The organism is Ruegeria sp. HKCCD7628, from assembly GCF_057221005.1.
On sequence record NZ_JBWVBA010000006.1, the window covers coordinates 104,418 to 131,294 of the forward strand.

Genomic DNA, 26,877 nt, shown 5'->3' on the forward strand with positions numbered 1-26,877 from the left:
ATCGATGAAAGACATGCAAACGATATCCGGCGCACCTGATGCGCCGGTTGTCGCGCTGGACGCGGCCCATATGTCACTTGGGCCGGTTCAGGCGCTTCGGGCCGCGTCGATCGAGATCAAGGCCGGGGAATGTGTTGGTCTTGTTGGCCACAACGGCGCAGGGAAATCAACACTGGCCAATGTGATCAATGGGCGTCTAACCCCAACAGAAGGTGCGGTTCGGTATCGGGTCTCGGACCCCGCCCTTAAAAACAGTGAAAACGCGCAAGCGTCCGGAGTGCGTAGCGTGTTTCAGGAACTATCGCTTTGTCCAAATCTGACGGTCCTGGAAAACCTGCGGATCCCGTATCGCAATATGCCGCGCAAAGGCTGGCGCAAAGTCGCGTCGCAGAAAATGTCGGACGCGCTGGACCTCGTCTTTCCCGGCCATGGCATTCGCCCTCGCGCCACAGTTGGCGATCTTAGTATTGCCGAACGCCAAATGGTCGAGATCGCCATCGCTTTCGCCGACCGCGACAGCGAGCCCAGTCTGGTTATTCTGGACGAACCAACCTCGTCGCTGGATGCGGCAATCGCTCAGCAGTTGCTGGACCATATCAAGCGTTACTGTTCCGAGGGCGGAGCGGTTCTGTTCATTTCGCACATGATGGGCGAAATTTTCGACGTCTCAACCCGCATCGTGATCATGAAAGACGGTCAAATCGTCGATGACAAGCCGGCACAGGCGTTTACCCGTCAATCCATCGTTGACGCAATGGGGCATGTCGCACCGGATGACGACGCGCAGGGCAGCGCGCGATCCGAACGGGAGCTGGGACCGGTCCTTGTCAGCTCTGCTATAGGGCTGAACGCGCGTCAGGGCGAGATCGTGGGTTTGGCCGGTCTGGCCGGGCATGGGCAGGCCGAAGCGCTGGCTCAGATCTTCTTTGACCATTCCTCCGTCTGGAAATCAGGCAAGCGCCCCGAGGTTGTTTTCGTGGCCGGTGACCGCGCCCGAGACGGTGTGATGCCCCTATGGTCCATTTTGCGGAACCTATCTTTGACGACCTTGCCAGAGTTCAGCAAGCGCTTGATGGTAGACCGACCGGCCGAGTCGGGGCTGGTCCAGAAATGGAAAGACCGGATCGGAATTCGCACAGACAACTTGCTGAACCCGATATTATCTCTGTCCGGCGGCAATCAGCAAAAGGTCCTGTTTGCCCGTGCCCTTGCATCCTCGGCCCCTTTGGTCGTGATGGACGATCCGATGCGCGGCGTGGATATCGGAACGAAAAAAGAAGTCTATCAAATGATTCAGAACGAAGCCGCCAAAGGCCGCAGCTTTCTTTGGTACTCAACCGAGACCGACGAAATCCTGGAATGTGACCGGGTCTTTGTGTTTCGCGCTGGCGAAATCGCTGCAGAACTGGTCGGTGATGAGATCAGCGAAGAAAACATCCTGCATGCCTCATTCGAAATGCAGGAGGCAGTGCAATGAGCGGCGATCGTCTACGCCTGGCCCTGCCGGTTTTGTCGCTTGTTGTATTGTTGGGGGCCGTGTTCTATCTGCAGCCCCGCGCGATGAGCTATTTTGGTCTGAACCTGCTGTTCAATCTTGCCATACCAGTGGCTTTGGCCACCATCGCCCAAATGATGATCATCATGGTAAATGACATCGACCTTTCCATCGGGACGTTTGTCAGCTTTTGCGCCTGCGTTACGGCGACATTTGTCCATGACACCCCTGTTATTGGCTACATGATACTGGCCGCAGCCATCTTGGCTTACGCGCTGCTGGGCGCATTGATCCAATTGCGCGGATTGCCCGCCATCGTTGTTACATTGGGCATGTCCTTTGTCTGGGGAGGCCTAGCGGTCTTGATCCTGCCATCCCCCGGTGGAGCGTCGCCGGAATGGCTAAAAACACTAATGAGCCTGAAAACTCCGCTGGTTCCGATCGCCGTTGTTGCACCACTGGTCATTGCGTTGGCCGTGCACTTCTTGATCAAGCGATCTTGGGTCGGAGTGATCCTACAGGGTGTCGGCGGAAATGACCGTGCAATGGAACGTGCAGGATGGTCGTTGGTGCGGTTGCGAGCCTCGGCCTACGGGCTGGCGGGGCTGTTTGGCGTACTTGCAGGGATGTCTCTGGTCGGGCTGACAACCGCCGCGGATGCCAATATCGCGCTGCGTTATACGCTGTTGTCGATAGCTGGCGTGATTCTCGGCGGCGGAGAATTCGTCGGCGGTCGCATTTCTCCTTTCGGGGCCGTGATTGGTGCTTTGACTTTAACGCTGGCCGCCAGTTTCCTTTCGTTTCTGCGCCTGTCACCGGACTGGCAGATTGGCGCGCAGGGCGCGATCCTGATCCTTGTTCTTGCCGTTCGGCTTGTCTTCATCCGCAAAGGGGCCGTTGCATGATCGACAACGCATCAGAACCGATGACCGCTGCAACTTCTGTCCGCGCGTTACTGAGCAAACCCTGGATTTGGGCATTTCTTGCGGCTGCCATTACCTTCGGCGCCACCAGTCTGATCGCCGGATCCGGGGCTGGATCGCTGTTTTACGCCGCCCTGACCTTTGCGTCTTTTTCTGCCATCGTTGGCATTGGTCAGATGCTGGTTATCACTTTGGGTCCCGGCAACGTAGACCTATCCATTCCAGCTTCGATGACTTTGGCAGCCACGCTTGCCTTGAAATTCATGGACAGTGAAACCGCGATGATCCTGCCCGGCCTGCTGGTCGCAATCGGGGTTGGTATCGGCTGCGGGGTCATTAACTTTGGCCTGATACTGTTGCTGCGTATCCCGCCTATTATCGCCACGCTTTCAGCCTCGTTCCTGTACCAATCGCTTGCGATCTGGTCGAACCGGGGCCTGCGGATCAAACCGCCCGAACCGTTGGCAGAATTCGCAACCGGTGGCGCACTTGGTATTCCGAACATCGCCGTAGTCGGCATCCTGTTGGCCATCCTCGCATGGGTCGTGTTAGAGCGCGCAATTGCCGGCCGCTGGATTTCCGCAATCGGTCAAAACCTGCGCGCCGCCCGTCTCAGCGGAGTGCCCGTCAACGCGGTACGTTTTGGCGTCTACGTGAACTCGGCCGTCTGCGCTGCACTTGCGGGGTTTTTACTCGCCAGCTTCTCGGGCGGGGCCAACCTGAACATGGGAACCGAATACATGTTGATGTCGATTGCCGTGGTCGTGATCGGAGGATCATCCATCGGTGGCGGCAATTCAAATGTGCCCGGTATCTGGGGTGCCGCTCTCTTTATGTTTTTGATCGTCTCAATGCTGAACTCGTACGGGCTAGGGGCCGGAATTCGGTTGATACTGACCGGTGTCGTTATCGTCGGGGTCGTCGCATTGGCCAGTCGCAAAGGATACGATGTATGACCCTTTCGCAGACATATGAAATTATACGCCCGGAATTTCGCGATCTGATCCACACCAATGTGGGGCTTTCCCGAATATCCGCGGGGCATATCTGGACTGAAGGTCCTGTTTGGTTTCCTGTTCATAATCTGCTGCTGTTTTCAGACATTCCGAACGCGCGGATATGTCAGTGGACACCCGACGGAGGGGTAAGTGTTTACCGGCAGCATTCGGACTATGCCAACGGCAACACCCGCGATCCGATGGGTCGTCTGGTAACCTGCCATCACGGAACCAGATCGGTGATCAGGACCGAGCACGACGGCAGCAGGTCTGTGATTGCGGATCGCCACGCGGGGAAACGCCTGAACTCTCCCAACGACGTGGTCGTGCGACAGGATGGTTCCATTTGGTTCTCGGATCCAACCTATGGCATACTGTCAGACTTGGAAGGGTACAAAGCCGAGCCCGAACAGGACGGCAGTTTCGTGTATCGTGTCGATCCCAATTCGTTTGAAATCACTGCGGTCACGAAAAGCTTTGTCCAACCAAACGGGCTGGCATTTTCAAAGGATGAAACCCGTCTTTTCATCGCGGAGTCCGGCAGCAGCCACGATCCATCTGTACCGTCTGTTCTTCGCGTTTTTGATGTGGGTGAAGATGGTAATCTTGCGAACGGCGCTGAGTTTTGTGAGATTGACAACGGCCTTCCTGATGGGCTGCGTGTAGATCGACACGACAATATCTGGTGCTCGGCAGCGGACGGGGTTCATGTATTTTCTCCTGACGGTGATCTGCTAGGAAAAATCAGAGTGCCCGAAACCGTTGCCAACCTGACTTTTGGTGGAGCGCGGGGAAATGTTCTGTTCATCACCGCATCGACGTCCGTCTACTCGATCTTTGTCAATTCGGCCGGAGCCAGACCCTAGTCTATAGGGCCTTTGAAACCGACCAGCATTTTGGCGAACTTACCTGTTTTGCCCGCAACCTTGATGTTGTTGAGGGCGACGACGGCTTCTGTGTTCTCAAGACCCGTGCCGCTCGCGGTACACAACTCGTGCAGCAACTCAAGCAGCCCACCTAAATCTCGTGGCACATCGTCGGGCAGGTCCACCAACATCCAGGACAAGGCGCGTCTGACCGCCTTGCCGTGCTGAGCGGAAACAACTGCCACCTCGGCCAAACGCTTGGTCCATCGCCGCAGCGGCAACGCTGCGAAAAAGACAAGCTGACGGGCGGCGGCACCGAATTCGGTCGGACTGAACGTCCTCTGCGCGATGATCGTCGCAAACGCATCAACCGAGCTTGTTCCGATCCCTTCATCAGCGCTAGCCAAATACCAAGCCAACATTGCGTGAGACATCGGACCGGTGTTTAGTCCCGGTCTGAAGAAAGGGTCCAAAAACATCAGACAGAAATGGTTGGTTAACTTCTGGTCGAGTTCCAACTCGAAGATACCAGACAGAAAAAACAGTTCTGATTGCGAGGGCCTCAGTAGACCGACCCACGGGCTTGGGTGAGTGAACCAACTGACACCTGGATCACCAAGATATGTGTGCGCAAGCTTTGCCGGCACAGCAAAACCCAATTCTCGGGGTAAATGCTTGGGTATCTCAGGCGAAATGTCCACCCGCGGCATAGGCCAGAAATATTCGTCGATCCGACGAATTTCGGCGTGGAACGTATAAATTGCTGGTACACCCGCTCCGGGAATGGAGTGTCCGACTAACTTCTGCACTGCGGGATCAGGTCTGCATGGCAGCCGTGAAGCCCAGGCAAGCGCCCATAATTGCGGATCTTTCTCGGGTATGTGATCTGCGCCCATTGCGTAGGCCAGGGCTCTTTCTTCCTCGGTTTCGGGCGTGAAATCCAAAAGGGCCGCTTCGCGATCCTCTGGCGCGAGTCGCATTAGCGCCAACTTAAAATCCGCCTGTCCCGGAACCAACTTCTTCTGACGGTACTCATTCATACGCTGGATCAGCTTTTGCGGAGCCAGGTAACCACGATTGTCGGTCGGAGCAGACAACATGGGTACCGATAGACCGGCCTGCAAAAATGCCAGCAGTTCAGCAGAACGCGCAGAGAACATACCAACAAAGCTGTTTGGATCGGTTCCCAAAGGAACATGACCCGAGTACCGGGGCTGCAGGGAGGGTTCTATTTCCGCCACAAAATCGCTACCGCGCGCCCACGCGAGGGCCGTAGCTGCAATAGGAATCTGCAGATGGCTTCTGTTTTCAAGCCCAGCATCAATCCCGCGCGCCCTCAACTGGTTTGCCCGCTTGGCCAAAGGATTCAGCAAGGGCTTTGCCGACGCTCCATAGCGTGCCATGCCATCCAGAGCACGCTCGGTCAGTACTGCATCATCGCAGTGTTCGAGCAGCGCCAAAAACGTTTCAACAGCTTCTTCCGCCGACGCAACTGGAACGACTTCTTCGAGCAATGGAGTTGGGTAAGGTGTTTCATTGGTTTGGACAGGAGCGTCTTGCAGATGAGCGGCAAGTCGAGTTTGAACAGTAGGAGCTGCCAGCTCCAGGTAATCCCTCATCCGAGCCTGTATTTCGGCATCTTTCACCTGATCAAGTTCTTCGACCAAATCAAGCGCCAGCGCCTGAACCTCTCTGGCCTCAGATATCAGGGCCGAAACGGCGACTTTGGCCACGTCACGCATGCTTTGGGGATGCCGTTTGGCACTGCTTTTCAATAGCTTTATCGCCAGTTTTGCCGATGATTTTTGCCGACTTTGAAGCGCCGGTTCGATAGAAGTCACAAGTAAAGTCGGGTCCACCCCCCCATTTGTGTCCATCCGTTTCAAAAACTTCAGGGCGAATGCAACAGTGGGTGGAACAGGGCTGCTCAGCAAGTCGAGGTAACGGTTTGCCCGGCTTGCAATCTCATCTTCCGTGGGGTCCATGGCGACGTGGAACCGGGAATACCACCCAGCCCTGAACTGGCCAAAGTCCCGCTCTAACGCATCCAAGGACGCATCCAGAAGCCTTTGCCTGTCTAAAGTCCCGTCCCGGCTGAGTTCGATCAGTAAGTTGGCCCATGAAACATTTCGCCCACAGTACTTATCGCTTGCGGCTAGGCTGAGGTCGCCGCCGCCTTCGACCTCAAAAAACCGCCAGACATCCTCGGCAAGAAATTGTGTGCGGGCCAATTCCGGTATGCCGGCCTGTCCAGCATAATATCCAAGTATGTAAGCATCAGTTTTGGGGATGGTGCAAAGCCCCTTGTTAACAAGGGCGTGGATTGTGGCGATCAATCTAGGGTTGTCTTCGACCGCAGCTTCGGCCCACGCGTTCATCCAGCTTGGGTTCAGTACGGCAAAAACCTCCTCCAGCGGGATCGAACTTGGCAGAATGCGCCAATCGCCGCAGCTATATTCGGACGGGCGCGCCGTTGCCAAGACAGCCACGCCTAAAGCCTCCAAATCCTTGGCGAGATCAACTGGAGGTTTGAGACCGTTAAACCGAACGTCCCAGGCTGCTTTCTGCTGACGCTTTTGAACTTTCAGCGCAGTTGGAGCAAGTTTACGGCGGTCTTCTTCGGAAAGATCGGCCAGTGCCTTCAGGACACGCTTGGCCGACTTTGTCGTAACCAACCGGATGAAATCCGTTTCGTTCAATGCAAACGCTCCAACTCCATCTCTACTGCAAGAACATGCTTGCAGGGCCCCCGCGTCGTCTGATATTTGGCGTACCACGGACAAGTACAACTGTATCCGTCTTGAGAGAGACGCACGCGGTGAGTGACGTTCTCACTGACTACGTCAGCGCCAGTTTGCGACAACGTCACAGCCTTGCTGTCAAAAAGCGCCCGCGCAGACTTGAGACGAGGGTTGAGCGCCTGCAGACGCTCCAGACCAAACGGGAGCTGCCGGTGGAACCAGGCGTTTTGAGAAAGGTCAAAACCAACTTGGCCAATTGCCGCCAGATGTGAGATCGCCTGACGAATGTCTGCGCCTGATACACCAGGTTCATGCCCCAAAAACGCTAGGTCGAGACTATCTTGCCAATTCAAATGGGCGCGAATGATCGGAACGTAGCTGTTCGGATGAACCAAATCAGACAGCAACCGCCCATCCCCCGAAAAGCCGCGCCAAGGCTCTGCGTTCAATACCAACGTGAATCTCTGAGAGCCGAAATCCAACTCCCAGGCAGAACTTCCAAGTGACGGGTTTCCATAAACATTCAAATATCGCGCTTTACTCGCCAGAGTCTCCAAAACACGTAAACGATGCGCCCCACACAAAGGTACACTATCAGCGCTTTTACGCGTCATCGTTCGCACTCGGTTTCCCGCGGCAGAAACCCAGAGCAAATGATCGGCTTTTGAACGCGGCAACGTACGCAAAAACCTTTGTGCCGGTACGGACGGAAGGGAAAAAACCTTCTCCATGCTTGCAAGATGCCCTTGCACTTCGGCGAACCCTTTCAGCCAGCGCAACGGCAGCGGAACTTTGCGTTCTGTTACGCAGCCTTTTTCATGCGCAATATCTACAAAGGATGAACCGATTCCGATTGTTAGTTCGCCGCTCGGTTTCACCTGCGCCAACAGAGCACGCAATTCAGGCCCAAAATCCACATTCGTCGTGCCAGTTCTCCGCTTTTCCACCTCAAGCGACTCCTGCTCGAGGTCCAGTCGCGCATACACACTGCAACAGGCGGAAAACCCTTCAAACCGGACACATTCTCGCCCGACAGTCGCAACCGGGTCAGCTTCACGCAGGATTCGCGCCAGCATGGCGGGCGGAACATAGAATCGTGAACCAACAATTTCAGATATCGCGCGCAGAGCTTTTGCGGTCAGGTCCGGCTGAATGGCTTTCGCTTTCAGATAAGTTTGCGCGCTTTCTGGCTGGCCTTTGTCCGAAGCCAATCGCAGAAACTTGGCTTGTCCGGAACCCGCCAAGGACGAGCGGCCATCATAGCTATAGATATAATCAATTCCGCTCATTCCGGAGCCCTAAAAACCTGTCAAAGGATGTAAATACTCTGAGCAATGGTAGCTAGCTGAATGAAATCTTTGCAACCATCGCAACTCGGGATTTGGTCTTTTCTTTCAAACAACCCGAGCTCGATATATATACTTTTCTAATAAATGCGGATGTAAATTCAGGTTTTCTCAATGCTTAAATCCGAGCTCAGATCTTTCCATGCGGTTGCGACATTCCGAGGGTTCTCGGCTGCCGCGAGGGAGCTCAACATCACGCAACCTACGCTCTCGACACAGGTAAAAGACCTCGAAAGCCGCTATAATATTCAACTTTTCAACCGCGTTGGGCGTGAAGTACATCTGACCAACGCAGGCGAAGAATTGTTAGCCATTACATCGCGATTGCACCAGGCCGAGATTGACGCCGAAACGCTGCTGGAGTCGTTTCGGGGATTTCACGCCGGTCGCCTCAGTATTGCCGCGGTCGGTCCTTTTCATGCAACGGATATGATCGTTGCCTTCAAATCCAAATACCCGGCGATCGACATTGAGGTTTGGTTTGGCAATTCGCAAAGGTGTTTTGATCGGATTCTGTCCTACGACGCTGATGTCGCCATCCTGGCCGAAGTTCAATCTGACCCCCGAGTGACAACTCAGCTCTATAGCAAACACCAGGTAGTGGCGTTCGTAAATTCCGACCACCCTTTTTACCATAAGGAAAGTATCTCAATTGCCGACCTTCACCGACAACGAGTAGTCCGACGCGAGGTCGGTTCCACCACGCGGCTGGCCATCGAAACCGAAACGGAAAAACGAGGAGTCGTTCTGGATCCAATTCTGGAGTTGGGAAGCAGGGAAGCTATTTGGAAAGCTGTAGAACAGGGTATCGGAATCGGCTTCGTCGCCGATTTCGAATTCGTTTCTCACCCCAATCTGCGCGCAATTCCGCTTAGAGATGTAAAGGTTGAGACCCGCTATTATCTGGCACATTTGAAAGAGCGCGGAGACTCTCGACTTGTCCAATCCTTCTTTAAAACAGCATTAGAAGCCAAGTGACGCTGGCTGCTTCCAAACCATTTCGGCTGGCTCATTTGTTGCGAACACCACGCTGTTTTCTGGCTTCAGCCTAGACTGGCATTTTCTCTTTCTGACCATCAGTCTAAGATGTGTCAAAGCTCTCAGGACCCAGGGTTCCGTTCGTGAAAAATGACTTAGTACCACCACCTGCCCCTCGCGAGGAGCTAAGAGCCGCGCGCAATCAGGGTGCAAAATTTTTGGCGCTTGCTTTCCTGTTCAGTGTGTTTGTCAACCTTTTGATGCTCACCGGCCCTCTTTTTATGTTGCAGGTCTACGACCGGGTGCTTGGTTCACGCGCGGTAGAAACCTTGGCAGCGCTTTTTTTGTTGGTCGCTCTGCTATATGCCCTGATGGCCATGTTAGACTATGCCCGCGGTCGGATTGTTGCGCGGTTTGGTGCACGGTTCCAATCCCAGTTGGATGAACGGGTGTTTGACGCCACTATGCGCAGATCTTTGCATCCACAAATCCGTGCAGCTCCGGCAACGGCCCTGCGGGATCTGGAATCCATTCAAAACCTATGCTCATCACCGGTATTGCTTGCTGTGATGGATATCCCGTGGACACCCGTTTTTCTGGCGGCCATTTTCCTTTTTCATCCGCTGCTAGGGTGGTTAGCCATCGCAGGAGGTGCGGTTTTGGTCGTCATCGCTCTGATGAACCAACAACTGACGCATCGCAAAACCGCTGCCGCACAATCTGCTTCGGCCAAGGCCAACTCATTTTCGGAACATGCCCGCCAAGCCGCTGAGATTGTGCGCGCTCAGGGTATGCAAACCGACATCACCAACCGCTGGCAACGACAGCGGACGGACGCTTTGCGGCAAACGATTTCCGCCAGTGATTGGACAGGCAGCTTTTCATCTCTGACAAAGTCCCTCCGTCTGTTTTTGCAATCTGCCATGTTGGCGCTTGGCGCGTTGCTGGTGTTGCGCAACGAAGTGACGCCAGGTGCTATGATCGCCGCGTCGATCCTACTGGGCCGAGCTTTGGCCCCGGTTGAACAGGCTATAGGACAGTGGTCGATGGTTCAGCGCGCCAGAACTGCATGGGGCTCATTGAATGAGTTCCTGCAATCTACGCCGCCCGACGCTCTGCGCACAAAACTGCCCACACCCGAGGCCAATTTAACGGCCAAGACGGTCACGCTCATTCCGCCTGGCGCGGAAAGTCCGACATTGCGCAATGTGTCCTTGTCTTTGGAGCCGGGAAAAGCGCTCGGCGTGATCGGGAAAAGCGGGTCAGGAAAGTCAACACTGGCAAAGGCGCTTTTGGGCCTTTGGCGTCCCGTAAATGGAGAGGTCCGCTTGGGCGGGGCAACCTTGGATCAATACGATTCCGGCGAGTTGGGACAGCACATTGGATACCTGCCGCAGGATGTGACGCTGTTCAACGGAACCGTCTCGGAAAACATCGCGCGCATGTCCGAGAACCCGGATGCTCAGGCCGTGGTAGAAGCCGCCAAAAAGGCAAATGCTCATGATCTGATTTTAACGTTGCCCAAAGGCTATGACACGTTTCTTGATGGCAATGACAGCCAGCTATCAGGCGGCCAGAAGCAGCGTATAGCTCTAGCACGCGCGCTCTATGGAAATCCGGTTCTGCTTATATTGGATGAGCCGAACTCGGCCTTGGATGCCGATGGAACCGAGGCACTTAACGCGGCAATTCGCGGTCTCAAATCCGAAGGAAAATCCGCCATCATAATGACCCACCGCCCGCAGGCAATTTCAGAATGCGACGACCTGGTCGTTATTGAAAAAGGGCAGGTCGTGAAGTCCGGAAATCGGGACGAGGTTTTAGGAGCTATGGTACAAAATGCCAACGTGATCAAACGCGACCTTAGCAAAACGACTGTCAAGGTAACCCGAGAAAAGGCGAACGACTGATGCCGGACCAGGACGCTAATAATATACGGCCTGTCTGGCGCATAACTTTCCCTGCTATCGTCGGGTTTGTTGCCTTGGCGATCCTAGTTGGAGGGTTGGGTATATGGTCGGTTCGTACACGGCTTGCCGGTGCCATCGTGTCCCAGGGTACCATCGAAGTAGAAAGCAATCGTCAGGTCGTTGAACATCCTGACGGCGGCGTCGTCGGAGAGCTTTTTGCCCGCGACGGAGATGCGGTGGATAGCGGCGACTTGCTGGTGCGGCTTGATGATACTTTCCTCACCTCTGAAAAAACCATTGTCGAAGCGCAGCTGTTCGAGCTTCTGGCGCGCAGAGCCCGTTTGGAAGCCGAACGCGACGGTGTTTCTATCGACAACCTTGCGGCGCAGTTGCAAGAGCTTCAAATGCAAGAAGGTTTGGCCGATGACCTTGTCTACGGACAACAGCGTCTGTTCGAAGCGCGCCTAGAAACGTTGACTCAACAGACCGGACAATTGCGCAACCAGCTTGTTCAGATTGAAAGTGAGATCAAAGGCAACGATTCTCAACTGGCTTCCCTGCGCCGTCAGATGGAGCTGATTAACGAAGAACTGGAAGACCAGCAAAGCCTGTTTAAACGTGGTTTAACCCCTGCAAGCCGCGTTCTAGCCCTGCAGCGTGAACAGGCTAGCCTGACCGGGGAAATCGGACGTCTTGAGGCATCCATCGCGCGACTTCGGGGGCAGATCGCTTCGACGGAAATCGAAATCGTCGAGTTGACCGCGACACGGCGAGAGGAAGCCATCGCAACCCTGAGGGACATTCAGGCCCAGATCGCAGAACTTGCGGAAAGGAGATTGTCGTTGACCGTTCGCTTGTCGCGACTGGATATTCGGTCTCCGGTCACCGGCACCGTTTATGGGAGCGAGGTATTTGCATTGCAATCGGTGATCCAGGCAGGTGAGCCTATGATGTATATTGTGCCACAAGACACACCGTTACTGGTTGCAGCAAGAGTGGATGCAATCCATGTGGATCAGCTGCATGTCGGGCAACCCGTTCTGCTGCGCTTCACAGCCTTTAACCAACGTGAAACGCCGGAAATTGCGGGCAAGGTGATCAATGTGTCGGCAGACACCTTCACTGACGAGGCAACAGGTCAAACCTTTTACCGCGCTGAAGTAACACCCGATGACGGCCAGGTCGAACGTCTGAATGGCCAGGAACTGCTACCGGGTATGCCTGTTGAGACTATGATCAAGACGGACGAAAGAACGCCCCTTTCCTTCCTCGTCAAACCGCTATCAGACTATTTCAATCGAGCATTCCGAGAATGACCTGGGAACGGGCTTAAACTGACTCGAGGTTTCCTAGCAGAATTGAAGTCATGTCAGCAGCCAGAACATTGTCGACCACAACGATATCTGTGCCCGTCTCGTAACTGACATTGGTTCTGGTGACAGCTGAAAGGTCGGCATCGGCGTCGATAAAAACCCATTCCGCCTGGTGTGAAGAAGATTGCCCAACTGCCACTTGCAAGACCGCAAGCGCATCCAACGCGTTCACTGCACCGTCCCTGTTGATATCTGCCGCAATCAGATTTTCCGCGGTGGCCGGCCCCCATGTTGGGTCAAGCCCAACCGCAATACGAAGAACCTGAAGAGCATCAAGGGCTGTAATGTCTCCTGACGCCGTTGAATACCCTTTCACGATATCCAACTCACCCGTGAAGGTTCCTGATGGCAGGCCCAAGTCGAACACCCCATCGTCGTCAGCCCGCACGCTCACTGTCCCGCCTCCATCTATCGAAAAGCGGATCTCAGCGTCGCTTAACCCCGCATTTGTAGACGTAGAATCAATCGTAATGTCGCCCTGAATGCCGTCCGAGCTGCCGGGATCAAGCCCACCGAAGTCGCCAAAATCGACGGGAATGTGGTCCGGCCCTCTAAATCCCGCCCCGAACACCTGTACAAGCGACAACGGGCTACCCGTGTTCGAATTTACCTCGATCGTTTCATTCAGGTACTCGATTACCGCACCTGTTGCCGTGGACGTGAAGGTCAATTGTTCGGGCGTTCTGAGTAGAGGTTAATCAAACACGTCCAACCGATCGACTCCGACCTGAAAATCGGTGATCGTGATTGGGTCACTTCCGTATTGGGCAACGAAAATGTCCGCACCAGCCCCGCCCGTCATTGTTGTCGCTCCGGTGCCCGCAATCAGGATATCGTCCCCTGCTCCACCGTTCAAAGTTGTTTCCAGAATGCTGCCGCTGAGGATGTCGTTCTGACTTGTTCCGTTCACAGTACCGAACCCGTCACATACGACGCCCAAATTGGACACATCGACGGACAGCTGTGTCAGTCCCGCATCCTGCTGCGAGGCTACAAGTATCTGCAACTCATCACCCACATGTGCAACGCTGAAGGCTTCTACGTTTTGCAGACCGCTTTGAAGCGTATCTTCGAAACTGTCTTGGTGCACCAGTTGTCCGTCGGGCGTCATGGTGAACAGTGTAATCCCGTCATCCCCTCCGCCGGCGACAACGAAAACATGACCGTTCACCTCGACAACCTCGAGATCCTGAACATTGCCAAACCGCGTGTGCAAAGAATCCAGCACATGATCTGTGGGGGTTAAACTGCCGTCACTGCCGAGCATCATGACACTCAACGAGTTGCTCTGGGCACCGGCAACCACAACCCAGGACTGACCATAAGCCTGAACGACTTCCACTGCGGTCGGTGTCGCAATTCCCAAGGTGCTAAGCGTGTCAGTATTATCCACTTCACTGATTGCGCCTGTTCCGTGATTGATACTGAAGGTTCCGACTGTCCCGGAGGTGGCATCGCTTGTCACCAGAATCGAACTGGACGCAATCTGTATCACTTGCATCGAATCAGCTTGGCCCGTGCTTGACCCCGCAAGACGCACAGTCCCATCGTCGTTAAGGTTATAAGTTGCAATCTCCCCGGTGGTTTCATGAGCTACAGCCAAAATTCCACCAGACAGCTGGACCACGGCAGAGACATCCCCGCCTCCCACAAGTGTTCCTGTTTCTTGTAGCGCCCCGATTGTGCCGTCTGGATTCAGTTCATACCCAACCAAACCGCTGGCCGAGCGCACATCCAACACCAGTTGGTCCCCGTTAGCAAAGGAAACGGGTGTTCCAATACGTCCAACCTGAAACGAGCGCTGCACTTCCCGTTGCAACCACTCCTTCGAACTGAAGCATCATAACCATCACCCCACGCCACACCTGGCTTCGTGAATAGGATGACCTGATGCCCAGTCCGAAACAAAAGCGCGAATGTGGTGAAAACGAGGAGTTCAGTTTCAGATTAACACAAATTTTTCAGGTCCGACCGCATGAGTCACAGATGGGAAAGACAGATGAACAGCAACTTGCCCCATCGGGCGGACGCGGACACCACATATGAGGGTAAGATGACCAAAGAACCTGAATCCAGAACCCGTACGCACGAATTGCAGGCGGACGCAGCTGACAAATCCAAACTACAAAAGTGGATTGACGGAAAGATGCGCCGTTGGGCCGGAACAGGGCTTGCCGGTGGTCTTGGTTCGACTCTGTTGGCATTGCCCGCACTTGCTCAGGCCACCGTCGAGGAACTCTACGCCTTCCAATTCGCGGAAACCATTCCAGGTGTTCGATCGGTCAAGTTGTTAAAAGACGGAGATGTTGTTCTGAAATTGGCCGATGGTCAAACGATAGTCGTTGCCGCTGAAAAAGTTCAAATTCTTGAAAGCGGCGCCATTATGATAGCCGAAGATGCGGTGGCCGAAATTGCACAGTTCAGCCTAGCGGCCGAAGCCGGCGGCGCGGCTAGTGCCGGTGGCATCAGCGGCGTAGGAGCCGCACTTGGCGGGCTTGGGCTGGCAGGGGCCGCAGCAGCCGGCGCAGGAGGAGGAGGCGGTGGCGACTCTGCTCCTCCCCCAGCTCCGACCTACCCTCACCTGAACCTTTCTGGTGTACAATCCACTGCGTTGAGCAGTGCCGCATAGAACATAAACGCAGCTGAAGGCGCCGAGTCAGTCCAAATTGCTATTGGAAGTTTTGTCGCGCCGGCCACCTTGAACAGTGATGGAACCTGGAGCCTGTCTTTGTCGCCTGCACAGGCAGCCAACCTACCTCAAGGCGTGACAAATGTTGTCGTCCGCAGCCTCGACGTTGATGGGAACGAAATCTCGACCGAGACGGTCATTTTTGAAATCGATACATTGCCACCAAACGTGGCAATTTCAGGACTCTCAGCTGGGAACGTGATGAACGCAGCCGAACAGGCAACTGACCTGATAGTCTCTGGCACGACAGACGCGGAAGATGGACAAACAATTACGGTTACCGTCGGCGGTCAAACCTATACCGGATCAATCTCAGGAGGACAGTGGGCCATCACGGTTCCCAGCTCGGATCTGACTGCATTGTCCGATGGTTCCAACATTACTGTTACCGCGGACGTCAAAGACGAGGCCGGAAATCCGGCCGTTCAGGCTACAACCAGCATCGAAACCGATTTCACCGCACCGGCTGTCACTTTAGATCAGGTTGCAGGTGGGTCGATTGACCTTATTGATGTAGGCAGCGACTTGTCACTGACCGGCACGACCACCGCCGCCGACGGGGAAGCAATTACGGTAAACTTCAACGGTCAAACATACTCGACAACGGCCTCGAGCGGCAGCTGGAGCGTTTCGGTTCCGGTCGCCGATCTTTCGGGGTTGACGACGGGAACTCCGGTATCTGTAAACGCGGTTGCCTCTGATGCCGCCGGTAACGTTTCACCTCCGGCCTTCAGTTCTGTACCCGTGGACCTGACTGGCCCCACTATCGCTATCTCACCACTGCCCGTTGGAAGTGTCATCAATGGCGCTGAAGTTGGGGCAGAACTGACCATCAGTGGAATAAGCGGAAATGTACAGGATGGACAGCAGGTCACAGTAACAGTGAACGGGTAGACATATACCGGCAACATCACGAGTGGCAGCTGGAGTGTAACCGTCCCGACAGCTGATCTGGTCGCCCTCAGCGACGGTGGCTCATTCACGATTACGGCAGACGTGATGGACACAGATGGTCTTAATGCCCCTCAGGCCAGCGCGACTTTAGACAAAGACGTGACCCCCCCGACCCTGAGCATCGACAGCTTTTCTAGCGGAACCGTTTTAAACGCATCCGAGCGGGGAACTGATTTGACGGTTACTGGATCGTCGACAGCGGAAGACGGCCAAGCTGTCACTGTTGAAATCAATGGGCAGACATACATTGGAACCGTGTCCGGTGGCACCTGGAACGCCACCATCCCTGCAGCACATCTGTCGGCGTTGACTGATGGCGCTACGATTTCTGTCGCTGCCAATGTTTCGGATGCAGCGGGCAATCCTGCATCCGAGGCCAGCAGCAGTTTTAACACGGACTTTACGGCTCCGACGATCAATATCACCGGGCTATCCGATGGCGCTGTCCTAAACGTATCTGAGCAAGCCACCGACATGACAGTTTCTGGGACATCGGATGCTGCAGACGGCACGGTTGTCACTGTTAAAATCGTTCGCCCAGACGGAACCGTGGATGTTTCCGGGACGACAACGGTCTCAGGCGGCACATGGAGCTATACTGCCTCTTCAACGGCGTTGGGTACATTGCAAGATGGGGTCACGTACAATGTCACATCTACGATTGCGGACGCAGCCGGAAATGTTTCCAGCGACACCGGGACTTTGCAAACCGATTTTAGCGCACCTTCCATCACGTTGGATGCGCTGCCAATTGGGCCAATCCTGGATATCAATGAAGTAGGCAGCGATCTTGTGGTGTCGGGGTCGACCAGTGCAGAAGACGGACAGATTGTATCAGTCACATTGAACAATCAAACTTACACAGCTGTTGTCACCGGAGGGACTTGGTCCGCGACAATCCCAACACTCGACCTTTCATCCTTGTCGGACAGTACCGGATTCACCTTGTCAGCGACGGTCAGCGACACGGCAGGCAACTCGGCGACGCCAGCTACGACAAACCTTACAACTGATTTGCGCCCGATTTTGACTATAAACCAGACGGGACCAAATGGTGCGGTTGATCTCGGCAACGCCCAGAGCTCGGGCGCTACAGTTTCCGGAACATCAGTTGGTTTGAGTTCAGGACAAAGTGTTAACATTACGCTGAATGGGTCTCCGGTCGGGTCTGCGACTGTGGCCGCCGATGGCAGTTGGTCTTTGCCGGTCAGCGCGACAGCTTTCACCGGCATTGATGCAGGGGACAATTTGAACTTTCAGGCTTCGGCAACGGTAAGCGGAGGTTCTGATCCTCTCCCGGTTTCGGACCAGAACAATGCTCACGAACCTGGAGCGTATGCGATTGTCCAAACAGACAGCAACGGCTCAACTCTGACTTTCGAGATTTACGCAGACCCGGACCGAGATATATCGAGTGGCTTGGCAATCACTGCAGAACTCGGGTTTGACCCATCGGTCGTAACGTTCGATTCCGGATCGGATGTTGAAAACGGAGCTTTTGACCTGTTTCTCACCAATCCGGTTGGAGCATCGGCGGTAAGTTTCGGCGGAGCAGCCACTGTGTTCACGGATCTTTCCCAACCTCTAGTAACTTTCACCATGACGGTACAAGACGCCAGCCAGCCTGTAGTGTTGTCCGTGACAACACCTGACGGTGGTCCAACAGTTTATCACTTAGGCACGGACGGTGACGAAACCCTCACGGCAACCGAAGTCGACAACGTTTTGCGTGGTCAGGGAGGCAACGATACGATCGACTTGACCAGTACGGGACGAGACCTTGTAGTGTTTGAAGCCGACCCAGCGGAAAACGGGGTGGACACGATTACAGGTTTCACTTTGGGTCCGGTTGCCGACGTCACCGACGCATTGATGTTCAGCGGTCTCAGCGTAAGTTCTTTGCGCGGCAATGGAACCGGAGTTGAGACCCTCGGCGCAGGAGACGCTTTAGGCGCGAATACCGGCGTTGTGGGCTTCACGACTGTATTGTCAGATCTGACATCTGGCACCATCGAAACGGCAGTTGAAAGCCTGACTGGCGTACAGAATGGGGACGAGATCTTCGTACTCGCCACCGACGGCACGGACAGCGTACTGGTCAAGGTTGATTATTCGGCTCCGGGATCGGCAACGGTCGATACTGTCGCTCAGTTCACGGGATTGAATGATCTAAGCGGACTGAGCGCGGACAACATCCTACATACCGACCCAACCGGCGCGTCGGTTTAAATTCCTGCCACGCTGCCGGCAATTATTGCTGGCAGCGACTCCAGAACGGAAGTCCGCACATGTCAAAAACTAACTTGGCACCAGTGACCTACTGTCGCCACAAAGACAAAGGTTGGTCTCGGTTCGAGAGCTACCACTTCGCAGAAAACCTTAGGCACTGCCCTATTGTTCTTCAGGAAATTTTTCAGGCAGCGTCAGCATATCCAATTGTTTTCAGACAAATTGGTCAACACATCATGCCGGTGGCTCTGCTTTCAGTGAGCGAAACACAGACTTCACCTTTTATTGCGCCGGATGGTCGCTGGCTTGCAAGCTATGTGCCAGCTGCATTGCGCTGCCCCCCTTTTGAGGTGGAAGTAACAGACCCGAAAACCGAAGACTACAGACTAATGGTCAACGAGCGTTCCGAGTTGATTGGACAAAAATCCGACGGGGAACCTTTTTTCGATGACAACGGTGAACTGTCGCAAGAATTACGCCGCGTTCTAGTCTTTCTAAAAGCCTGCGCGATCGAGACCAACAAAACACGCAAGCTATGCCAGATGATCTCTGATCTCGGTTTTCTTAAGCCCATAGAAACTTTCGAAAACGTTTCACTACCTAAGGGTTGCTTTGGTGCATCGCTTCCAAAAGTACGAGAAATGCCATCAGAGACCTTGGCGTTTTTATACGAAAGCGGTGCTCTGCTTTTGATCCATGCACATAAGGTTTCTATGGCTCACTGCACCTGGATTTCGCGCGCTCAAGAAAAATTGACTTATGATCGCTTCGCAAAACCATTCACAGAAAATTCAGAAGTCTCTGATTTCATTCAAGCATTAGCGTGCGCCCAGTCGGATGAAATGATAGAAACCGGTGAAATGTGAACTGTAATGTCAAATCTCAGATTCACCCCCATCACAAAACTGCTCTTTGTTCTTTGTTGCTTATCAGGATGTGCTTCCGCACCTGACCTGGCGTTTGTTGAAAAGTCTTTTGAGCGCGGATCGGTCGGCGTTGGCGCAACCGCGCCTTCACTTGAATTGGCAAAAAGTGAGTTCGGTCAACTCGTGCGTTCGGCCGTTCAAAATAGTCCCTCCAACACACGTAGCGCAAGCAGATATGACCTTGCAATTGCAGATCGCGATTCCGCCCGGGGCGCATTTCTGCCACGCGTTTCAATGGGGATTAACGCCAGATCCGAACGCGTGGACAGCGATATTGCAGGTGTAACGCCCTTCGTTCGGATATCGCAACTAGTATATGACGGCGGCGCTGCGTCCGGAGAATTGACTGCCGCGAAAGCCCGAGTTCTTGAAAGTCGCGGCGATCAACTGCAAACTGCCGCTGCCATCGCCCTAACTGCAATTGAGGCATATGTCTCAGTTACTAATCAAAGAGCGATTCAAAGAATTTCCCTTGAAAACGTGGGCGTCCATGAGGAAATAACGCGCCAAATTACAGAGCGTTTTGAACAGGGTGCCGGTTCAAATGCCGATGTATTGACCGCGCAGTCCCGCATGGCAGACGCGCGAACACGGTTCGCAGATGCCAGAGCCCGCACAGATCGAGCTGAAGCTCAGTTTCATGAAGTGTTTGGCCACGAACCTGGCACCTTATCACCAGCGATAGAAGCTCCAAGCGTGCCAAGAACAGATGCACAGATCATTGCCGAAAGCCCTCAGGTTCGCCGCGCTGATGCTTCTTTGCTGGCGGCTAAATCACAACAGTCAGCGGCGATTGCAAGACGTCAACCCGACATAGAAATTGCGGCCTTCACGGATCGCGATGACGACAATGATGCGAATTTCGGCGTTGATCTATCGTTCAACTACGAACTTGACAGCACAGGCCAACGAAAAGCGGCGATTGCCTCAGCAGAAGCTCAGGTCAAAGAGGCAGAATTTGCAAAAGAAGATCTGGTTCGTCAACTTCGCCGTGAGTTAGAATTCGTGCGCTCTGACCAAATGGCGGGAGCGGAAAGACTACAGGCAGCTCGGATTGCAGCCACCGTTAATGCTGACAGCGTTAAAGCTGCTCGCGCTCAGTTCACCATAGGACGGCGCAGCCTGATCGAAATCCTCGACGCACAACGCGACTTTGTCAACGCGCAGGAACGGCTAATCCTCGCCGAACAGAGTTTCTTTCTGACAAACTATGCGGTGCTCAGTTTGACAGGGGACATCCTTGATCTGTTGGGAATCCAGACGTTTGAACATGGAGCAAATCAATGATCGACCTGCGTTCCCTAATCAAAAGGACAGATTTACCTGATCTCGAAACGTGTTTGATTCACGTGGCTTCATCTTTGGAAAGATCGATTTCAGTAGCCAGTTTGCACGCTGCAAGGTCCGGGGTATCGGGGAACTTAACCATTCCCCACGCGATTCAAGTTGCGCAAAATACTGGACTCCAAGCTGGTTATGGCGCTTGGACGCTCTCGAGTTTCGACAATACGTTGGCTCCTGCCCTGTTATTTTTAAAAGACGATCGCGTCGTGGTTTTTCATGGGCGCTCGACCAGTGGCAGGGTCTTAATTTATGATCCAAGTCTGGGTGATGAGATTGGTGAAGTCTTCGAAAACAATCTCCAAGATGTTTATACCGGTTATGCGATCGTATTTCGCCGTTCTCAATCCGAAGATACAAAAAACAGCGGGAACCCCACTGCGGGCCACTGGTTCTGGTCCGCGATGGCAGCAAACCGTTGGTCCTATTTTCAGGTTGTCCTGGCGACCTCGATTGCCAACCTGCTAGGTTTGTCAACCTCTGTTTTCATCATGGTCGTCTATGACCGTGTTTTACCTAACGAAGCCAAGGAGTCACTAATTGCGCTGACAATAGGCGTTGGGTTGGCTTTGCTGTTCGACTTCGCCCTCAAGTTGTTGCGGGCAGGGTTCATTGATCAGGCTGGGCAGAAAGCCGACTTGATCATCGGGCGTCGGATTTTCAATCAATTGGTTGATCTGCGCATGACTTCTCGTACCGGTTCAACCGGCGCTATGGCGAGCACAGTTGGGGAATTCGAAACTCTGCGAGAGTTCTTTACTTCGGCAACCCTCGTCGCCTTAGTGGATTTGCCGTTCATTGGCTTGTTCATATTTGTAATTTACTTGGTCGGGGGCCCTTTAGCACTTGTGCCCGCTTTGGCAGTGCCGGTTGTTCTGATGACGGGTCTGATTGCACAACCAATTCTGTCACGGCTGGCCGAGCAGAATTTTTCAGACGGGCAATCCAAGCAATCCGTACTGGTCGAAACTGTGTCAGGGTTGGAAACCATCAAAACAACGGCGGCGGCACAACAAATGCTTGCCCGTTGGGAAGATGCATTGGAACGGCAGTCTTCCCACGGCGTGAGAAGTCGTGCAGTTACGCAATTTGCACTAAATTTGACGGGTTTCACGCAACAGGCGGCCCAAGTGTTGATCGTGTTCTACGGAGTTTTTCTAATTGCCGATGGTCATGGAAGTATGGGTGCGCTTATAGCTTCGGTTATGTTGACAGGACGGGCATTGGCGCCGCTTGGGCAACTGGCCCAGACACTTACACGGATCAATCAGGCCCGAAGTGCCTTTAAGAACCTTAACGCACTGATGAACGCCACGAATGAACGACCTCAAGGTCAAAAGTGGATACGTCGACCTGAATGCCAAGGCCAAATAACATTCAGAAACTTGGAGTTCACTTATCCAGAGCAGGCGGATGCTACTTTGTCTGGCCTTTCCTTTGATATCAAACCCGGAGAAAAAGTCGCAATTCTCGGCCCAATCGGCTCGGGGAAAAGCACAGTCACACGGCTGTTGCTTGGGCTGTACCAACCCCAGTCCGGGTCTGTGATGCTTGACGGAGTGGACATTCGCCAGTTGGACCCCGGGGATCTGCGTCGAAACATCGGGACTGTTCTACAGGATATCTGGCTCTTCTCAGGGTCGATACGGGAAAATATTGCAAGTGGCAGCACCAGGCCTCGCGACCGGGACATTATCGAGGCCGGTAAAACTGCAGGTGTAGAAGATTTTATCGCCGACCGATCCGGGGGGTATGACTTAATGCTGTCAGAACGTGGCGAGGGTCTATCAGGTGGGCAGCGGCAGTCCATTGCCCCAGCCAGGGCTCTAGTAACTCGACCTCCAATATTGTTGTTGGATGAGCCGACCAGTGCGATGGACGTCAAAACTGAAGCGAAAGTAATAGACCGCCTCAAAAAAGCGACGACAGACACTACGATGGTCATCGTTACCCATAGAACCAGCCTGCTGTCATTAGTGGACCGTGTCATTGTTATCGAAAATGGACAGGTCAGCGCCGATGGTCCCAAGAGTATCCTAACTAACCACACCCCTACTCAGCGGAGGCATCTGAATGTCGCAGCATCATGATTTTGCGTCATTGGCACGGTAAATGCGCGGACGGTCACCTCTTAAGGGCTCGATCCTGTTATTGGTCATATTGGCGTGTCTTATCAGCGCGGGTTTGTGGGCCTATCTTACGGAACTGGACGACGTAACACGTGTAGACGGCAGGGTGGTTCCATTGGCGGACGTCCAGCTGATCGAAGCAACAGAAACTGGTGTGCTGCAGCATCTGCACGTGAACGAAGGTCAATTCGTGGATAAAGGCGCGTTGCTGATGGAGTTCGACACGACGCTAATCGATAGTCAATTCAGTCAGGAACAACAGCGCGCTTTCGGATTAATGGCGCGGGCGGAACGGCTGATGGCCGAAATTGAAGACCGTGAGCTCTTTTTTTCCAAGGAACTGATGGAAGGGGCGCCGGACGTGGTTCGATCGGAAACTGCTTTGTACCAAGGTCGTCAGTCAGAGCTCATCGCTGAAATCGCGATCCTCGAGCGTCAACGGGAGCAGAAACAAAGGGAGTATGAAGAAGGGCTGGTAGACAAGATAACAGCCGACGAAACTCTTAAGATCCTAGCTGAAGAGCGCGCCATCATGACGCCGCTTGTAGAAAAACGGATGGAACCCGCCACGACGCTGTTGACTCTGCGCCGTAATGAAGCCGAGTGGCATGGGCGCAGAACACGTGCGCAAGCTGTGACCAACAGGCTGCAGACTGGCCTCGCAGAGATTGACGACCGAATTCGTGCGACGCGCAGTCGGTTTCACACTGCAGCTTTGACTGACCTTGCTATTACAACGGCGGAATTGGCAGCGCTAAAACCCGTTTTGCCGGCTTTGCAGGATCGCGCAAGTCGTGCGCAAGTTAGATCTCCGGTTCGAGGCGTGGTCAACCGGATTCACAGAACCACGATTGGTGGGTTGGCCCGCAGCGGAGAGGAATTGATCGAGTTAGTGCCACTCGGGGACAATTTGCTTGTCGAAGCCTACGTGCGTCCAGATGATATCGCGTTTTTGCACGCCGGACAGCCGGTGAAGGTCAAAATCACCGCTTATGACTTCGCGCGATACGGTGCGCTGAATGGGGAAATAGTCCGGATCGGTGCAAACACCATAACGCGATCAGAGCGAAATGACGAAGAAGTTTTTGTCGTTGAGATTCAAACCCAACAGTCTTTTCTGGATGCCAACGGAGTGGCAGTTGAGATCATTCCCGGCATGATCGCTGAAGTCGATATTCTAGCGGGACGAAAAACTGTGATGGAATACCTGATAAGACCCGTCGTCAAAGTCAAGGAGCAAGCTCTGCGGGAATAGAAAGAGGTTCTTAAGGCGGGCCAACCGAACAAATAACCTGAAATCACTTGGCGGCCATGGACTGAAAAACTCATAATGCCGCTCGCTTATTGCCAAACGACATCTCCCAGAAAAATGTAGCCTGCACCATAAATCGTTTTGATTAATCTGGGGTTTTTGGGGTCTTCACCCAATTTGGTACGCAGTCGGGATATTCTGACATCCATCGCCCGATCAAAACTATCCCCTGCGGCACCGCCCAAAGTCTCTTGCATATGTGCGCGACTGATCAACCTTTTTGGGCTTTCCAGAAACAGCCGCAAAACTTCCCCTTCGGCGTGGCTGAATGGGGTCTCGGTCCCTGCGCCATCATCCAGAATGTAGCGATCGAAATAGGCAGTCCAACCGTTAAAATGTGCCACATCAGAATGAGTTGGTCGCACCCGCGGCGCTCGCAACCGGGCCCGTATACGCGCGACAACTTCGGCAGGATCAAAGGGCTTGGTGATATAATCATCAGCACCCAATTCCAAACCGGTAACCCGGTCCTGTACCTGCGCTCGGCCCGAGATGATTATGACCGCTGCGCCTTGCTCTAGCGCCAAGCGATGCACCAGCGCCAGACCATCTGTGTCAGGCAATGAAAGATCCACTAGGCACACGTCTGGAGTAACACGTTTCAACGAGGCTTCAAACTCGCGCGCACGAGAGAAACTCTGGGTCCGGAAGCCTGCCTCCTCCAAAGCATCGGTCAATATCCGTCGAATTTCAGGTTCGTCATCAACAATCGTGACCAGTGGTTGGGTCATCAGGCGGCCTCGGTTCTGATCAGGGCGCAAAGTTGAGCGCGGGTGAATGGCTTGCGTAAAACTGGTGCTCGTACAAGCGCTTGTTTGTGCAATGGATCGGAATAAGGCAGCGAAGTCATTAGAATGCAGGGCACCGATGCGTTTATGTCGTCCAAAAGATTCAACCCGGTCTCCTCTCCCTCCAGGCGGATATCCGACAGCACCAAGACTATGTCCTGTAAATTTTGAACCAAAGCCAAAGCCTCGGATTTCGAAGTTGCCTCGATCACGGAAAATCCCAGTTCGACCAGCATGTCGCGGAATTGGCTTCTGAGCGCGTCGCTGTCTTCGACCAACAGAACAAGCCCCTCTTGCACGGGCGGAGCCGGTCTGTACGGCAAACGCAGCACCACAGAGGCGCCAGACGGTGTGTTGCGCAGATCCAAATCGCCGCCAGCCAGTTTGACCGTGTCATAAACCATTGGCAAACCCAGCCCAGACCCCTTATTCCCCTTGGTGGTAAAAAACGGGTTGAGTGCTTTGTCCAATGCTTCAGGCGAAAAGCCGGGGCCAGTATCGGAAACCGCGATTTCCGCCCAGATGCTACCCACCTTATGAGCGCTGATGGTAATCTGACCTGTTTCACCACAGGCATCGCGCGCATTTAACACAAGGTTCAGCAGGGCATCCTGCACCATGCCTGAATCCAGCATCAAGGCGACGTCTGGCAGTGTATTGACCACCGATAGCCCAACACCGCGCGGCAACGACGGCGAGGCCAGAATGCGCAGGTCTTCAAGTAACCCACGCATATCGGTTGCCTTGGGTTGAGGAGTACGATTGCCCGTCATATCCGCTATTCTGTTCAGCAATTGGCCCCCGCGGCGGGCGGTCTGTTGCGTGGCGGTGACCAACTCACGGGCATATTCCGGCAAGTCCATCTTTTGCAGTCGGGATTGCATTCCAAGAATGATCGTCAAGAGGTTCGAGAAATCATGGGCAAGGCCGCTGGTCATCTGGGCCGCCATGGCCCGACGGCGCGTTTGCTGCAAGGCGACCCGGGCTTGTGTTTCTTCGGTGATATCGACTGACATGACATAAACCCCGCCTTCTTTGTCTGGCGTGAAAGAAACACGAATACGTCGCGAACCCTGGTTTTCAGTGAACTCGAAAACGGATGTTTCCCCGTCATACGCTTTCTGAAGGTGCGGCTCGACTTTGTCATAGGCCGCAGCACCCAATGCCTCAGAAATATGCATCCCGATTATATCGGACGGACGGCCTGGCATCACTGAATTCAGACGTCGATTGGAATAGTCATATCTTCCTTCAATATCCAAATGCGCTATATGAGCGGGCATCATTTCAGTCGTCATGCGCGTGCGGGCTTCGGTTTCGGTCAACTGCCGCTTGGCTTCTTCCAATGCCGAATTTGTAGAAGCGAGCTTTCGGTTCGCTGCCGAAAGTTCCTCGGCCCTGTCCAAAAGTTGCCCGGACAGTTCTACCGAACGGGCGCGCAGCAGGGCCTCAGCCTGTTTGGTGTTTGTGATATCTGTATAAACTGCAACCCACCCCCCCTTCGGCAATGGCGCGCCCTCGACCGAGATAACCTGACCGTTGGCTCGAACGCGTTCAAGGTAGTGGGGTTCAAAAGTCAAAGCCTGTCGGATTCGGCGTTCGACGATCTGGTCAGCATCCGCATCATCGCCATACTCACCATGTGTCGCCAGATAGTGGATGGTATCCCGAAACAGCGCACCGGGTTTTACGAGGTCATCGGGCAGGTCAAACATCACCTGAAACGGTCGATTGCTTACAACCAGTCGCAGCTGATTGTCATAGATCGACAACGCCTGACCAATCAGATTCAACCCGGCCGACGTCATCGCTTTGATCTGTTCTTCGGTGATGTCCAATTCCACCCTCCCCGAGTTATATCCGTAACATCGGAAATCTC

At 54.0% G+C, this 26,877-nt stretch carries 20 protein-coding genes; 14 read left to right on the plus strand and 6 right to left on the minus strand.

Going from position 1 to position 26,877, the window contains the following annotated elements:
- Positions 1-4: 4 nt before the first annotated feature.
- The 4 genes from AC2TAD_RS14005 to AC2TAD_RS14020 are packed head-to-tail and all read left to right on the plus strand — an operon-like array spanning position 5 to position 4,282.
- Positions 5-1,477: an ATP-binding cassette domain-containing protein gene (locus AC2TAD_RS14005; RefSeq protein ID WP_480868379.1), complete on the plus strand. Its 1,473-nt coding sequence runs from the start codon at positions 5-7 to the stop codon at positions 1,475-1,477.
- Positions 1,474-2,400 (plus strand): ABC transporter permease, encoded by a 927-nt coding sequence (locus AC2TAD_RS14010; RefSeq protein WP_480868381.1) that lies wholly within the window; start codon positions 1,474-1,476, stop codon positions 2,398-2,400. The genes AC2TAD_RS14005 and AC2TAD_RS14010 overlap by 4 nt, the downstream gene beginning before the upstream one ends.
- Entirely contained in the window at positions 2,397-3,374 is a 978-nt protein-coding gene (locus tag AC2TAD_RS14015) for an ABC transporter permease (RefSeq protein ID WP_480868383.1), read from the plus strand. The genes AC2TAD_RS14010 and AC2TAD_RS14015 overlap by 4 nt, the downstream gene beginning before the upstream one ends.
- Positions 3,371-4,282, plus strand: a complete 912-nt coding sequence (locus AC2TAD_RS14020) for an SMP-30/gluconolactonase/LRE family protein (RefSeq protein ID WP_480868384.1) — start codon at positions 3,371-3,373, stop codon at positions 4,280-4,282. The genes AC2TAD_RS14015 and AC2TAD_RS14020 overlap by 4 nt, the downstream gene beginning before the upstream one ends.
- Here AC2TAD_RS14020 and AC2TAD_RS14025 read toward each other — a convergent pair.
- Together AC2TAD_RS14025 and AC2TAD_RS14030 are read right to left on the minus strand one after the other, a co-directional pair.
- The gene (locus AC2TAD_RS14025; RefSeq protein WP_480868385.1) at positions 4,279-6,981 is read right to left on the minus strand and encodes a DUF6493 family protein; all 2,703 of its coding nucleotides are present in this window, start codon (positions 6,979-6,981) and stop codon (positions 4,279-4,281) included. The genes AC2TAD_RS14020 and AC2TAD_RS14025 overlap by 4 nt on opposite strands.
- A complete protein-coding gene (locus AC2TAD_RS14030) occupies positions 6,978-8,312 on the minus strand; it encodes an SWIM zinc finger family protein (protein ID WP_480868387.1) in 1,335 nt (444 codons plus the stop codon). The genes AC2TAD_RS14025 and AC2TAD_RS14030 overlap by 4 nt, the downstream gene beginning before the upstream one ends.
- Before the next feature lie 171 nt (positions 8,313-8,483).
- On the opposite strand from AC2TAD_RS14030, the gene AC2TAD_RS14035 reads away from it, so the two are divergent.
- The 3 genes from AC2TAD_RS14035 (at position 8,484) to AC2TAD_RS14045 (ending at position 12,573) form a co-directional block, all read left to right on the plus strand.
- Positions 8,484-9,347 (plus strand): LysR substrate-binding domain-containing protein, encoded by an 864-nt coding sequence (locus tag AC2TAD_RS14035; protein ID WP_480868389.1) that lies wholly within the window; start codon positions 8,484-8,486, stop codon positions 9,345-9,347.
- A gap of 143 nt (positions 9,348-9,490) precedes the next feature.
- Positions 9,491-11,257, plus strand: coding sequence for a type I secretion system permease/ATPase (locus AC2TAD_RS14040; RefSeq protein ID WP_480868391.1), 1,767 nt, complete (start codon positions 9,491-9,493; stop codon positions 11,255-11,257).
- Positions 11,257-12,573: an HlyD family type I secretion periplasmic adaptor subunit gene (locus AC2TAD_RS14045; RefSeq protein WP_480868393.1), complete on the plus strand. Its 1,317-nt coding sequence runs from the start codon at positions 11,257-11,259 to the stop codon at positions 12,571-12,573. The genes AC2TAD_RS14040 and AC2TAD_RS14045 overlap by 1 nt, the downstream gene beginning before the upstream one ends.
- 13 nt (positions 12,574-12,586) lie before the next feature.
- Here the strand turns inward: AC2TAD_RS14045 and AC2TAD_RS14050 are convergent, their stop codons facing one another.
- Both AC2TAD_RS14050 and AC2TAD_RS14055 read right to left on the minus strand, forming a co-directional pair.
- Positions 12,587-13,300 carry a dockerin type I domain-containing protein gene (locus tag AC2TAD_RS14050; RefSeq protein ID WP_480868395.1) on the minus strand — a complete coding sequence of 238 codons (714 nt, stop codon included), beginning with the start codon at positions 13,298-13,300 and terminating at the stop codon, positions 12,587-12,589.
- 24 nt (positions 13,301-13,324) lie between these two features.
- Positions 13,325-14,437, minus strand: coding sequence for a lactonase family protein (locus AC2TAD_RS14055; RefSeq protein WP_480868396.1), 1,113 nt, complete (start codon positions 14,435-14,437; stop codon positions 13,325-13,327).
- Positions 14,438-14,683: 246 nt separating this feature from the next.
- On the opposite strand from AC2TAD_RS14055, the gene AC2TAD_RS14060 reads away from it, so the two are divergent.
- From AC2TAD_RS14060 to AC2TAD_RS14090, 7 genes are all read left to right on the plus strand, one after another.
- Positions 14,684-15,259, plus strand: a complete 576-nt coding sequence (locus AC2TAD_RS14060) for a hypothetical protein (RefSeq protein WP_480868398.1) — start codon at positions 14,684-14,686, stop codon at positions 15,257-15,259.
- 3 nt (positions 15,260-15,262) lie between these two features.
- Positions 15,263-16,213, plus strand: a complete 951-nt coding sequence (locus AC2TAD_RS14065) for a hypothetical protein (protein WP_480868535.1) — start codon at positions 15,263-15,265, stop codon at positions 16,211-16,213.
- A gap of 105 nt (positions 16,214-16,318) precedes the next feature.
- Positions 16,319-18,502: a hypothetical protein gene (locus AC2TAD_RS14070; RefSeq protein WP_480868399.1), complete on the plus strand. Its 2,184-nt coding sequence runs from the start codon at positions 16,319-16,321 to the stop codon at positions 18,500-18,502.
- Between the two features lie 59 nt (positions 18,503-18,561).
- Positions 18,562-19,368: a SapC family protein gene (locus AC2TAD_RS14075; protein ID WP_480868400.1), complete on the plus strand. Its 807-nt coding sequence runs from the start codon at positions 18,562-18,564 to the stop codon at positions 19,366-19,368.
- A 6-nt stretch (positions 19,369-19,374) separates the two neighbouring features.
- Positions 19,375-20,715, plus strand: a complete 1,341-nt coding sequence (locus AC2TAD_RS14080) for a TolC family protein (RefSeq protein WP_480868402.1) — start codon at positions 19,375-19,377, stop codon at positions 20,713-20,715.
- Positions 20,712-22,859, plus strand: a complete 2,148-nt coding sequence (locus tag AC2TAD_RS14085; protein WP_480868404.1) for a type I secretion system permease/ATPase — start codon at positions 20,712-20,714, stop codon at positions 22,857-22,859. Before AC2TAD_RS14080 ends, AC2TAD_RS14085 begins: the two co-directional genes overlap by 4 nt.
- Before the next feature lie 22 nt (positions 22,860-22,881).
- Positions 22,882-24,153, plus strand: coding sequence for an HlyD family type I secretion periplasmic adaptor subunit (locus AC2TAD_RS14090; RefSeq protein ID WP_480868406.1), 1,272 nt, complete (start codon positions 22,882-22,884; stop codon positions 24,151-24,153).
- A gap of 86 nt (positions 24,154-24,239) precedes the next feature.
- On the opposite strand, the gene AC2TAD_RS14095 is transcribed toward AC2TAD_RS14090, so the two are convergent.
- Both AC2TAD_RS14095 and AC2TAD_RS14100 read right to left on the minus strand, forming a co-directional pair.
- Positions 24,240-24,941 (minus strand): response regulator transcription factor, encoded by a 702-nt coding sequence (locus tag AC2TAD_RS14095; RefSeq protein ID WP_209196309.1) that lies wholly within the window; start codon positions 24,939-24,941, stop codon positions 24,240-24,242.
- Positions 24,941-26,806: a PAS-domain containing protein gene (locus AC2TAD_RS14100; RefSeq protein WP_480868536.1), complete on the minus strand. Its 1,866-nt coding sequence runs from the start codon at positions 26,804-26,806 to the stop codon at positions 24,941-24,943. Before AC2TAD_RS14100 ends, AC2TAD_RS14095 begins: the two co-directional genes overlap by 1 nt.
- Between the last annotated feature and the right edge of the window lie 71 nt (positions 26,807-26,877).